Consider the following 12,630-nt stretch of genomic DNA (forward strand, 5'->3'; position numbering starts at 1 on the left):
TGCCCGACATACGGACATCCTTCCCGTGGGACCAGCAGTCCCACCAGTCAGGTGTCCACCATCAGGGGTCAACCCCAGGTGGTGGGGGCCGCAGCGCAGGGTCAGTTCGTTGATGTGGGTGCGGCGGCTGGTGGCGTAGTCGGTGTCGTGGTGGACTTCGCATAGGTAGCCGGGGATGGGGCAGCCGGGGTGGGAGCAGCCGCGTTCTTTGGCGTGCAGCACGATCCGCTGCCCGGGGGTGGCGAGGCGTTTGGTGTGGAACAGGGCGAGTTCTTTGGCGCGGTCGTAGATGCGCAGGTAGTGGTGGGCGTGTGATGCGAGGGCGATGACGTCGCGCATCGGCAGCCAGGTGCCACCGCCGGTGTGGGCTTTGCCGGTGCCGGCCTGTAGGTCGGCCAGGGTGGTCGAGACGATGATGGTGGCCGGTAACCCGTTGTGTTGGCCCAGTTCTCCAGAGGCGAGCAGGGCGCGGCCCATGGCGGTCAGGGCGTCGTGGTTGCGTTGCGCGGCACTGCGGGTGTCGGAGTCGATGGCCGCTTGCGTGGGGGTGCCGCCGGTGCAGGGGGTGTTGTCATTCGGGTTGCACATGCCGGGGGCGGCCCAGCGGGCCAGGACGGCATCGAGGGTGGCGCGGGCTTGGGGATCGAGGTAGCCCTTGATCGGGCTCATGCCGTCACGGTCCTGGGGGCCGAGGACGATGCCGCGGCGTTTGGCGCGGTCTTCGTCGGTGTAGTTGCCGTCGGGGTGCAGGTGATCGGCCAGCCGTTGGGCGAGTTTGGCCAGTTGCTCGGGCCGATACTGGCCTGCCAACGAGGTGAGGTGGCGTTCGGCCTGGATCAAGGTGCCGGCATCGATATCGGCGGGCAGGTAGTGAAAGAAGGACCGGATCACCTGAACGTGGGCGGCCCCGATCTTGCCGTCTCGCTGGGCCCTAGCCACTGCGGGCAGTACCGGGTCTAGTGCTTCACCGGTCATGGCCCGGCGGGGTCCGAGTGCGGCGGCTTCGCTGATGCGGCGCCCCGCTTCAGCGCGGCTGACCCGTAATTCCTCGGCGATCACCCAGCGGGGTTTGCCGCCCAGCTCCACCGGGTCGGTGGCGGCGAGCCGGTTGATCATCGGATGCTCAACGGCGGGCAGGCGGCGGCGTAGCCGCTCGCAGCGTTGTAGCAGTGCCAGGCATTCGCGGGGGGTCAGCGCGTCGAAGTCGAGGTCCAGCGCCCGATCCAGATAGGCCGAGAGGCCGTCGAAGACTTCGACGACCTCTTCCCGACTATTCGAACGCATGTCCTAATGGTACCGCCGACCCCCGACAAGCCGCAGAACTTAATCCACAAGCAAAACGACTGTGGCACAAGTGAAAACAGTGATGCGTGGAGCGGTTGTGGTGCTACTCCGCAGCGACCCCGTTGACCGCGCTCAGCTGACTTGCGACAGCAGCGCTTCGGTCGGGGGTCGGCGGTGCGCCCACGGCTGTGCCGACTCGATCTGCGCGGCAAGCGAAATCAAGGTGGCTTCGTCGTTGGGTCGTGCCACCAGGTGCACCGCCTCGGGCAGGCCGTCGGCGGCGATACCGGTCGGAACGGAGATAGCGGGTTGCCCGCTGTAGCACTGGGGGAAGGTGAACGGGATGAACTTGAGCATCCGCAGCATCGCCCGGGTCGGCCCGAGGCCCTCGAAATAGCCCACCCGCACCGGCGGGATAGCCAGCACCGGAGTCATCAGGATGTCGAAGTCGGCGATTCTGCGCTGCGAGCGGGCGGTGATCCGAGGTTCCGCCGCGACAGCCCGGCGAGCCAGCCAATCCGGGACCAGCCGGCTGGTGCGCGCCTCGGCCTGCATACGCCGTTCCAGCAGCTCGGTTTTCGGGAGCCGCTCGATCTCGTGGGCGAACCCGTTCATGAACAGGGCGAGCACCGCGGCGATACCCATCACCGGATAGACCGGGTCACGCTCGACGACCTCGTGACCCATCGAGCGCAACAACTCTGCGGTCTCCAGCACGGGACGGCGTACCTCGTCACTCACGGGCACCCGCACCACGGGTTTGAACGACATCGCGATTCGTAACCGTCGCGGAGGCGCCAACAGGGCCTCCATCAGAGGGGGTGCCGGTGGCGGCGAGGGGATTTCGTCGTCGGGTTCGGGACCGGTCATCGCGTCGTGCAGCAGCGCTGCGTCGACCACGCTGCGAGCCAACGGGCCGATGTGGTTGAGCCCGTGGAACCGGTAGGCGCGTTCCGGCGACTCCTTGGTGCTGATGCGGCCACGTTGGCCCTTGAGCCCGACCAGCCCGCAGCAGGCGGCCGGAATGCGGACCGATCCGCCGCTGTCACTGCCGGTGGCACCGGGAACCATGCCTGCGGCGACAGCGGCGGCCGAGCCTCCGCTGGATCCGCCCGGGGTCCGGTAGAGGTCCCAGGGGTTGCGGGTCACCCCCCACGTCGCCGATTCGCTCACCGGGTAGGCGCCGAACTCCGAGAGATGGGTCTTACCGATGATCACCGCGCCGGCAGCACGGAGCCGTCGCACCGCGGCGCTGTCGGTGCTCGCCGGGCCGACGTCAATTCCGGTGCCGCACATCGAAGAAACGCCGGCGACGTCGGTGTCATCCTTGACCGCGATAGGCACACCCGCCAGCGGCAGCTCTTCTCCGGCGGCCAAACGCTGCTCGACACATGCTGCTTCGGCCATCGCTCGGTCGCCGATCACGGTGCGGAAGACATTCAAAACCGGATCTAGGCGGGCGATTCGATCCAGGTACAGGGCCACCAGTTCACGCGGCGACACCTCACGCGCGCGCACCAACTGTGCTAGGCGCGCGACACCGGCGAAGGCCAAGTCGTCATCGTGCGCGGCAGGCATCCCTTGCGTCCTTTCCCCCGCGGACAACAATACCCACCGTGTGCACACGTAATTGTGTGTCCGCGTTGGCGACACACTGAGAACTGCGAAGCGATCAGCTCCCCGTCGCGGGCTCGATGTTGTGGTTGAGGGTGAACCGGTTGGTAGGGTCCAGACGCGCCTTGAGTTCGGCCAGACGCTGGTATCCGGCGTCGCCGAATGTCGCGCGAATGCGATCTTGTCCTTCGTCGCCGACGAAGTTCAGGTAGGCACCGGCCGGTCCCAACGGGCGCAGGATCTCGAACGCCTGGCCTGCCCACGCCGTGCAGCGCGCGCTGTCCGCGGGGTCGGTCCACGTCGCCATCAAATGGATGATGTAGGGGTGCTGGCGGGCGATGATCGCCGTCGAGTCCGCCGGAACCCGGCTGGCGTACCCGCCGAGCCGGATCAGGTGCAGGCGGGTCTGCGCCGAGGGGCGCGACCGGCCCAGCAGCGCGATACGCCGGATGGCCTCGTCGGTGAGCTCGGTGACGAACAGTGACTTCCAGTAGTTCAGCCAGCCGTAGGGCGCCGTGTAGTCCAGGGCCTGCTGCCACGTCGAGTAGTCCAACTTGTGCTGCACGGCCACCACCGGCTTGGCCGCCGCTCCGCGAACGTTGAGCAGAGCGCTCACGTCGTCGCTGCCGATCTGGTCGGTCCGCGAGGAGCACGCCAGAACATTGACCAGCGACTGGCCCGTCGTGAGGTCGGTGGAGAAGTCGAGGATGGACGCCAGGTGATCGGGTGCGTTGTCCATCTGCGCGCGGAAGTGCTTGAGCGCCGCCTCGGCGTCGGCGTCGGGGTAGGACTGCACGCCGGCCACCACACCGTCGACCGGGTGCAGGCGCAGGACGAACTGCGCCACCACGCCGAAGTTGCCGCCCCCGCCGCGCAGGCCCCACAGCACGTCGGCGTTCTCGGTCTCGCTGACCGTGATCACCTCACCGGTTGCGGTCACCAGCGTCGCACCGATCAGGTTGTCGCAGGTCATGCCGTGAGCACGGGAGAGCCACCCGATGCCGCCGCCGAGCGAGAATCCTCCGACGCCCGTCGTCGAGACGACCCCGCCGGGGCAGGCCAGGCCGTACTTGCTGGTGACCGGGTCCACGTCGCCCCAGGTGGCGCCGGCGTCGACGTAGGCGACACGCGCCTCGGGGTCGACCCGCACCCCACGCATCTGCGTCAGGTCGATGACGATGCCGCCATCCGTGGTCGAGTGGCCGGCGACGCTGTGACCGCCACTGCGCACCGCGATCTGGGCGCCGGAGTCCACGGCATAGCGCACCGCGGCGACGATGTCGTCCTGCGAGCGGCACTGCAGAATCACCCGCGGGCGCTTGTCGATCAGACCGTTGAACACCTGGCGCACCTCGTCGTAGCGGGCATCGCCCGGGTAGACGGCATCGCCGGTGAAACCCTGCACGGTGGGAGTGGTGGCTGTCATCGCATCCTTAACGGGTCAGCGCGGCGAGCTCACTCGTCGCGGAGCTCGGTCGCCGGGGTGGACCGAGTGCTCTTCCAGGCGGGAATGATGGCCGCGAAGACCGCGGCGATGGTGGCCAGCGCGGCATAGACCACCGCGTCGGTCCAGGGGAACACCAGTGGGGTGATCAGACCGACGTTGACGACGGCTGCCCGTCGTACGGCTTCAGAGATGGCGATCGAGAGCACCGCGCCGAACAGCCCGCCGGCGGCACCGGCGAGCACAGCCTCGGCGGTGGTGATGCTGAACACCCGGACCCGGGTGGCGCCCAGCGCCTGGATCAGAGCCACCTCACGCCTGCGGCGGATTCCGACCAACAGCAGCGTCGACAGCACCGAGATGAAGGCGATCGCGAGCAGGCCGTACTTCAGCGTGTTCAGCGGCGTGAGATAGCGGCCGATAGAGGTCGCGATGTCGGCGGCGTAGCCGTCGGTGTCCACCGCGGTCACCGGCTGGTCGAACTCCGTGGCCTTGATGTTCTCGATGACCTGGTCGGCGGAGAACCCGGACGCGGGGGTGGCGAAGATCAGGCCTGCGGGCTGGGGCCCGTAGATCTGCTCGGCGACCGCGTACGGCATGTAAATTCGGCGTCCGCCGTATTCGGGTGTGGCCACGATGGTGCCGATACTCATCGCCTGTGCGTCGAGTCCACTTCCAAATACGAGAGTGTCACCGATGTGGAGATTCTTCTCACGGGCCAGGACGCTGCCGATGACAACCTGATTGGCTTTCTGGCTTGCCTCCGGGGACTGTCCCGCGAGTAATCCGAACGGAAATGTCGGCCGATCCTGCGCCTGAATATGCGCCAACGACCCGTCTTTGAGGCTGATCTCGATTTCAGCCATCCGCTCGGTCTTTTCCACCCCGTCCACCGAGTTCAGTTTGGTGACCGTCTGCGGCGCGAACCGGGCATCAATGGGACCGTAATCCGCGAACTGTGTCGTGGTGATGGCGATGCGGCCGTCCGCCTGCGATTCGGCGACCTTGGTGGCGCCGATGTGGATCGCCACCAGGAATCCGGAGAGCAGGATCGCGACCACGACGGGCACCGCGATGGCTCCCGAGATGGCCGCCGTGCGCGACCGGTCCGAGCGCAGCGCATTGAGCGCGATGGTCAGCGTCGCCCCCCTGGCCTTGTCCGGCCGCGTGCGCAGGCTGGTGATCGCCTGCGCGCTCAAGTAGGCGGTGGCCAACAGCAGACCGATGAGGGCGACAACTGCTCCGGCGTCGGCGATGATGGCCTGCCAGGCGACCAGCGCGCCGGACAGTGTGGCCAGCCGCGCCGCGATCACCCCGGTCAGTCCGATCGCCAGCAGCAGCAGCGCCTTGAACCAGATCTTGCGCTGCGTGGTCTGTTCCTGGGCCGCCCGCCCCGACAGCTCGGCAGCGATGGGCGTGTTCGACGCCGACAGGGCGGGGCCGATGGCGGCGCCCACCGCCAGCAGGATGCCGGCCAGGATGCCGACCACCAGGATCGCGGGCTTGAGGATCACCGGGACTGTGACGCCGACGAACCGTTCGGTCAGTTCGCTGGCGCTGGCCACGATGGGTTCGGAGATCACGATGCCGGTCAGGACGCCCATTGCCGAGCCCACCGCGCCCAGCAACGCGGCCTCGCTGAGGAACCCGGTCATGATCGACGCGGGCGAGGCCCCCAGTGCGGAGGCGATCGCGATCTCGCGCCGGCGCTCCTCCACCGAGAGCCGGGTGATCTGGGTGATCAGGATGACCCCAACGCCTACCGAGATCAGCGCGAAGATCCCCAGCAGCGGCAGCAGCACGTCGTTGACGTTGTAGCCCTTCGCCGGTTCGCTGCGGGGCTGCACGCTGTAGGTGGGGCCCAGGGTGGTCTTCAGGCGCTGCTGGACCTCGTCGGCGTCCGCGTCTTTGTCCAGGGTCACATACAGCAGGTCCACCCGGTCTCCGCGGGCATACTGCACTTTCGCCATGCTCAGCGGCAGCACCGCGACCAGGCCGTTGTTGACTTCGTCGAGGTCGGCGACTCGCTGGAACTTCTCCAGCGACAGCTGCCCGACATCGGTGACCAGCGTCGCCGAGGCGCCCAGGGAGTCGCCCAGGGACTTCGAGATCGCCGGCGGGGGTTCGGCCTGCCCGGTCTGGCAGACCTTCGGGTCGACGATCCACTGGGCGGAGCAGTCCACGCCCAGACCCAGGCCGAAGCTCTCCTTGCCGTCGTTGCGGATCATGGTCACTCCACGGATGACCGGCACCACCGCCGCCACCCCGGGCACCGCCCGCGAGTCTTCGACCACGGCGGGACTGATGCCGCCGCGGGTGGCGGCCCCGACCACGCGCAGGGGTGCGGGTCCAGCGATCTGGTAGCCGACGTCTTCGACGGCCTTGGAGACGCTGGTGACCTCGATCATGACGGCCACGACGACAGCCACACCGCCACCGAGAGAGAACGCCGCCAGCGCGGCCCGGAATGCGTGTTTACGGACGGCGCGGAAGTTGATTATCCGCAGCAGGCCGAATGTCGCGGCTAATGTTCCGCGAGCCATGTCACATTATTTGCCGCGTATGCCATTCCGCTGTCGGTCTCAATTTCACCGTCCAGCAATGAAATCAGACGGGGAGCGTCGTCGGCGATTTTCCGATCGTGGGTGACCAAAACAATTGTTTGGCCGGCTGCATTCAAGTTATACAACGCGTCGATAACCCGTTGGCCGTTTACGGTGTCGAGGTTGCCGGTCGGTTCATCGGCGAGAATGACATCGGGCTTCATGAAAAGCGCCCGCGCAACCGCAACGCGCTGTTGTTCGCCGCCGGACAGTTCAGACGGGACGCGCTTGGACTTGGCGGCCAGGCCGACCTGATCGAGCAGGTTCATCGCGTGGGCGTGTTGGTCGCGGCCGGATTTACCGGCGAGCAGGCCCGGGAGCATCACATTCTCGACTACCGAGAGGCCTGCCAGAAGGTTGAAGGCTTGGAAGACATAGCCGAGGGTCTGGCAGCGCACGGCGGCCAGCTGCTTGCGTGAGAGCTGTGAGACGCTCTGGCCGTTGATGAGCACATCGCCGCTGGTCGGCAGGTCCAACAGGCCGAGGATGCTCAGCAGGGTGGACTTGCCCGAACCGGACGGGCCGACCATGGCGACAAATTCGCCGCGGGTTATCTGGATATCGATGTCACGCAAAATCGGCGTGGCAGTATCGCCCTCGCCGAACTGTTTGTTGAGTTTGCGTGCTTCGAGGACCACCGGAGGCCTCAGGACGACCGGCGGCGTGTGTCCGTTCCGGTTGAGCTCCATATCCACGGTATGCATCTCGGTCCTGATCATGAATCTCCGGCGGGCGTCGTAATAAAACCGATCATGCCCGCGATGGGCGCGTTTCTCAATTCCTTACGCACTCCGCGAAGTTGGTGCGCTACGCGGCGCTAAGGGCTGATCATACCGGCGCGGGTGCCCTGCCGAAAATCGTTTGACCGCGACCCCGGTCACCCCGCGCTCTTGCGGCAGCACGCCCGGCCGACGCCTGCCCCAGCGTTGCGCCGGCGCGAAAGGGATGCTTGACCTGCGACGATCGGTGATTATGAATTTTCGGCCACCCAAGTGCACGGTGCTCCGGTCAGGTGTGCCGCGCCGCCTGCGTGGCGGGGTGAACGGCCACCAGTCCGAGTTCATTGCGCCGCCCGCAGATCGCGGCCAACTCCGCATAGGCCTTGGCCCCCAGCAACGCGGTCAGTTCCGGCGCCAGGCTCTGCCAGACCTGCCGGGCGCCGACGTGCGCCGCCGGGTCGCCGGTGCAGTACCAGTTCAGGTCTTCACCGCCCGGGCCCCAACCGCGTCGATCGAATTCGGTGATCGTGGTCTTGAGGATCTCGGTTTCGTCGGGGCGGGTAACCCATTCCTGGCTGCGCCGGATCGGCAACTGCCAACACACCTCGGGCTTCATCGTCAGGGGTTCCACGCCGAGCTGGACGGCCTTGATGTGCAGGGCGCAGCCCGCGCCGCCGGGGAATCCCGGGCGGTTCAGGAAGATGCAGGCGCCCTTGACGGTGCGGGTGCGCAGTTGTTGCTCGCCGTCGTTCTCGTCGTACTCCAGGTAACCCTTGCGGCCCAGGCCTTTGTCGCGCAGCTGCCAGTCCGCGTCGGTGAGTTGGGCGACTGCGTCATCGAGGTTGGCCCGGTCGTCGTCATCACACAGGAAGGCGCCGTGCGAACAGCACCCGTCGTCGGCGCGGCCGGCCACGATGCCCCGGCAGGCGGGGGTACCGAACACACAGGTCCAACGGGACAGCAGCCACGTGAGGTCGGCGGCGATCAGGTGTTCGGAGTCGTCGGGGTCGTAGAACTCCACCCATTCGCGCGGGAAGTCCAGACCGACTTCCCGGGGATGGCGGCCGGGGTGGGAGCGGTGCGGCTCGGGTGTCACGAAACTCCACGCTAGACCAGAAATTCACGTTGCCTGACAATGTCCGGGTCCCGCCCCACTAAGTTGGGTGCGTGCGATTAGGGGTGCTCGACGTCGGCAGCAACACCGTCCACCTGTTGGTGGTCGATGCCCACCGGGGTGGTCACCCGACTCCGATGAGTTCGACCAAGGCCACGCTGCGTCTGGCCGAGGCCACTGACAGCTCCGGCAAGATCACTCGGCGCGGAGCCGACAAGTTGGTGTCCACGGTGGGCGAATTCGCCACGATCGCAGCGAGTTCGGGTTGTGCCGAATTGGTGGCCTTCGCCACCTCGGCGGTGCGCGACGCATCCAACTCCGAAGAAGTGCTGGCTCGGGTGCGTTCGGAGGCCGGTGTCGAGTTGCAGGTGCTCGCCGGCGAGGACGAATCCCGGCTGACATTCCTGGCGGTGCGGCGCTGGTTCGGCTGGAGTGCCGGCCGGATCAACAACCTCGACATCGGCGGGGGTTCGCTGGAGATGTCCAGCGGCGTGGACGAGGAGCCGGACGTCGCACTGTCGCTGCCGTTGGGTGCCGGACGACTCACCCGGGAATGGCTGACCGAGGACCCGCCCGGCCGGCGCCGGGTAGCCATGCTGCGGGACTGGCTCGACACCGAGTTGGCAGGCGCTGCAGCGGCCGTGCTGGACGCCGGGCCACCGGATCTCGCCGTCGCAAGCTCCAAGACGTTTCGTTCGCTGGCGCGCCTCACCGGGGCGGCTCCCTCGGCCGCCGGCCCGCGCGTCCGTCGCACATTGACCGCCACAGGCCTTAGGCAGCTCATATCATTCATCTCTAGGATGACCACGGCTGATCGGGCCGAACTGGAAGGGGTGAGCGCCGAACGCGCGCCACAGATCGTGGCGGGTGCTTTGGTGGCGGAAGCGAGCATGCGAGCGCTGTCGATCGAAACAGTCGAGATTTGCCCGTGGGCGCTGCGGGAGGGCTTGATCCTGCGCAGACTCGACAGTGAAGCCGACGGTGTCACACTGTTCGGATCTCCAGCGGCGAACGTGGCCGCGGCGCGGTCAAAGGGAGGGCACCGATGAGCGGACCCAAGCCTGATCCCCGGGACGTCGAGACGCGACCCATCTCGGTTGCTGAACTCCTCGCCAAAAACGGCACCATCGGTTCCCCGCCGGTCACCGGGCGCCGCCGGCGCAGGCGCGGCAATGCCGATGCCGTCACCGTCGCGGAACTGACCGGGGAGATCCCGATCATCCGCGACGAGCCGCGACCCGAGCCCGAAGCCCCTGCCCCGGCGTCGGCAGGTGCCGACAGTGAGCCGAGCGGTGTCCTGCCGATCGGTCCGGCGCCCGGCTTCGTCGAGGAGGAGCGGCCGGTCACCGGCCCGCGCCCCGTGCAGTGGGCGGAACCGGTCACGCCGCCGGCAGCAGAGCCGCGCTGGCCCAAGTCCGCGCTGCCGCTGGGGTCCCGTGGCAACGGACCGGAACAAAGTCCCTACCCCCGGCCGATTCGCCGGTCGGCCGTCGCCGAGAACGGTCAGCCGGCCGACACCGGGTCAGCGGGTTCGGATGCCGAACAGATGCGTCCGGATCCGGTCGATACCTACAGCGACATCGCCGCCGGTGTCATGGAGGCCGTTCGTGAAGCCGACCTGGCCGCCCTCGAGGCGGATGCCACCGACTCCGACGCCGGCGACGCCGAGGTGGCCGTTGACGACGAGCAATACGTAGGCCGCCCAGGTGTGGTGGGCGGCTTGCTGGTGGTGCTGCAGTCGATCTTGGCGGTGGCGTTCGGCGGCGGCCTGTTCATCGTCTTCGACGAGCTGTGGCGGTGGAACAGCATCGTGGCGTTGGTGCTCACCGTGCTGGTCACGCTGGGTCTGGTGGCCGCGGTGCAGGCGGTCCGTAAGACCGTCGACATCGTCAGTACATTGATCGCCGTCGCGGTCGGTTTGCTGGTTACGTTGGGGCCGCTGGCGCTGCACGCCAATTAGCCGTTCACTATTACTTCGTGCGCCCCGCAATCAAGGTCGGATTGTCGACTGCTTCGGTCTACCCACTGCGGGCCGAGGCCGCCTTCGAGTACGCGGCCCGGCTGGGCTACGACGGTGTCGAGCTGATGGTCTGGGGGGAGTCGGTCAGCCAGGACATCGGCGCCGTCCAGAAGTTGTCGCGCAAGTACCGGGTGCCCGTGTTGTCGGTGCACGCACCGTGCCTGCTGATCTCGCAACGGGTGTGGGGCTCCAACCCGATTGCCAAGTTGGAGCGAAGCGTCCGGGCCGCCGAGCAGCTCGAAGCCCAGACCGTGGTGGTGCATCCGCCGTTTCGCTGGCAGCGACGCTATGCCGAGGGCTTCAGCGATCAGGTCGCCGAATTGGAGTCCACCAGCGATGTGGCGATAGCGGTGGAGAACATGTTCCCGTTCCGCGCCGACCGGTTCTTCGGCGCCGATCAGTCCCGCGAGCGGATGCGTCGCCGCGGAGGCGGTCCGGGAGTGGGGATTTCGGCGTTTGCGCCGTCCCACGATCCGCTCGACGGCAACCATGCGCATTACACGTTGGACCTGTCGCACGCCGCGACCGCCGGCGGTGACGGTTTGGAGATCGCGCACCAGATGGGTGCAGGCCTGACCCATCTGCACCTGTGCGATGGCACCGGGCTGCCGGCCGACGAACACCTGGTGCCCGGCCGCGGTGACCAGCCCACCGCCGAGGTGTGTCAGCTGCTGGCCGCCAGCGACTTCACCGGTCATGTGGTGCTGGAAGTGACCACCGCGCAGGCGCGCACGCCGCACGAGCGTGAGGCGCTGCTGACCGAATCGCTGCAGTTCGCCCGGACGCATCTGCTGCGCTGATCGCCGGATAGCTGAACACAAGGAGTTCTTGCGTGACCTCATCCACGCTGTTCACCGACGCCATGGCCCTGGTGCGCACCGACGGCCATGACGGTGGCGATGTCGCGGCATTTGCCGGCGAGCTCAACGAGCACTGGACCATCGGGCCGAAGGTGCACGGTGGCGCGATGCTGGCGTTGTGCGCCAACGCCGCCCGGTTGGCGTGCGGTGACACAGACGCGCTGCAGCCGGTGGCGGTGTCGGCCAGTTATCTGTGGGCTCCCGACCCCGGGCCGATGCAGCTGGTGACCACGATCCGCAAGCGTGGCCGCCGGGTGAGCCTCGTCGACGTCGAACTCAATCAGGGCGAGCGCACCGCGGTGCGTGCCGTCATCACGCTCAGTGAGCCGGAGCACCAGGCGCCGCCGCTGCTGTCGTTCAACCCGGTGGTGCCGCTGATGACGCCGGAGCCGCCGCCCGGTTTGGAGCCGATCGGCCCGGGCCACCCGATGGAACACATCGTGCACCTGGCCCACGGCTGCGACATCCGACCGGCACTGACCACCCTGGGTCCGCGCTCGGACGGCGGACCGCCGGTGATCGAGATGTGGGTGCGCCCCAAAGGTGCTGCGCCCGACGTGCTGTTCGCGCTGCTGTGCGGCGATGTGTCGGCGCCGGTGACCTACTCGGTCAACCGCAACGGCTGGGCGCCCACCGTGCAGCTCACCGCCTACCTGCGGGCCATCCCGGCCGACGGTTGGCTGCGGGTGATCTGCAGCTGCGTGCAGATCGGCCAGGATTGGTTCGACGAGGACCACACGGTCGTCGACTGCGAGGGACGAATCGTGGTGCAGTCCCGCCAACTGGCGATGGTGCCGGCGCGGTAGCGGCCGACCAGTTGGCGGTGATTGTGATCGCCTTGTTCTTATTTGCGGGCGACCCGCCGCGCGTGGCTCCGCCGCGCTTGCGGTGGCGCTGGGTTTGATGCGGGCGACCCGCCGCGCGTGGCTCCGCCGCGCTTGCGGTCGCGCTGGGTTTGATGCGGGCGACCCG

The 12,630-nt window shown here is 67.6% G+C and carries 10 protein-coding genes; 4 read left to right on the top strand and 6 right to left on the bottom strand.

Annotated features, from left to right (window positions below):
- The 6 genes from AWC18_RS09465 to AWC18_RS09490 form a co-directional block, all read right to left on the bottom strand.
- A partial coding sequence (locus AWC18_RS09465; RefSeq protein ID WP_109560034.1) for an HNH endonuclease signature motif containing protein occupies positions 1 to 1,284 on the bottom strand: 1,284 nt, incomplete at its 3' end.
- A gap of 132 nt (positions 1,285 to 1,416) precedes the next feature.
- Positions 1,417 to 2,862 (bottom strand): amidase family protein, encoded by a 1,446-nt coding sequence (locus AWC18_RS09470; RefSeq protein ID WP_085138517.1) that lies wholly within the window; start codon positions 2,860 to 2,862, stop codon positions 1,417 to 1,419.
- Between the two features lie 94 nt (positions 2,863 to 2,956).
- On the bottom strand, positions 2,957 to 4,324 hold the full coding sequence (locus AWC18_RS09475; RefSeq protein WP_085138518.1) for an FAD-binding oxidoreductase: 1,368 nt from the start codon (positions 4,322 to 4,324) through the stop codon (positions 2,957 to 2,959).
- Positions 4,325 to 4,353: 29 nt separating this feature from the next.
- Positions 4,354 to 6,885 carry an FtsX-like permease family protein gene (locus tag AWC18_RS09480; RefSeq protein ID WP_085138519.1) on the bottom strand — a complete coding sequence of 844 codons (2,532 nt, stop codon included), beginning with the start codon at positions 6,883 to 6,885 and terminating at the stop codon, positions 4,354 to 4,356.
- Positions 6,867 to 7,664, bottom strand: a complete 798-nt coding sequence (locus AWC18_RS09485) for an ABC transporter ATP-binding protein (protein ID WP_234806473.1) — start codon at positions 7,662 to 7,664, stop codon at positions 6,867 to 6,869. Before AWC18_RS09485 ends, AWC18_RS09480 begins: the two co-directional genes overlap by 19 nt.
- A 289-nt stretch (positions 7,665 to 7,953) precedes the next feature.
- On the bottom strand, positions 7,954 to 8,760 hold the full coding sequence (locus AWC18_RS09490) for a DUF3109 family protein (RefSeq protein ID WP_085138520.1): 807 nt from the start codon (positions 8,758 to 8,760) through the stop codon (positions 7,954 to 7,956).
- Positions 8,761 to 8,831: 71 nt separating this feature from the next.
- On the opposite strand from AWC18_RS09490, the gene AWC18_RS09495 reads away from it, so the two are divergent.
- From AWC18_RS09495 to AWC18_RS09510, 4 genes are read left to right on the top strand one after another with little or no spacing between them, the layout of a single operon-like run.
- A complete protein-coding gene (locus tag AWC18_RS09495) occupies positions 8,832 to 9,827 on the top strand; it encodes a Ppx/GppA family phosphatase (RefSeq protein ID WP_064997196.1) in 996 nt (331 codons plus the stop codon).
- Entirely contained in the window at positions 9,824 to 10,738 is a 915-nt protein-coding gene (locus AWC18_RS09500) for an Rv0497 family membrane protein (protein WP_085138521.1), read from the top strand. Before AWC18_RS09495 ends, AWC18_RS09500 begins: the two co-directional genes overlap by 4 nt.
- 17 nt (positions 10,739 to 10,755) lie before the next feature.
- Positions 10,756 to 11,598 (top strand): sugar phosphate isomerase/epimerase family protein, encoded by an 843-nt coding sequence (locus AWC18_RS09505; protein WP_085138522.1) that lies wholly within the window; start codon positions 10,756 to 10,758, stop codon positions 11,596 to 11,598.
- Positions 11,599 to 11,630: 32 nt separating this feature from the next.
- Positions 11,631 to 12,464 carry a thioesterase family protein gene (locus AWC18_RS09510; RefSeq protein WP_085138523.1) on the top strand — a complete coding sequence of 278 codons (834 nt, stop codon included), beginning with the start codon at positions 11,631 to 11,633 and terminating at the stop codon, positions 12,462 to 12,464.
- Positions 12,465 to 12,630 lie beyond the last annotated feature (166 nt).

Source organism: Mycolicibacter nonchromogenicus (assembly GCF_002101775.1).
Classification (GTDB): domain Bacteria; phylum Actinomycetota; class Actinomycetes; order Mycobacteriales; family Mycobacteriaceae; genus Mycobacterium; species Mycobacterium nonchromogenicum.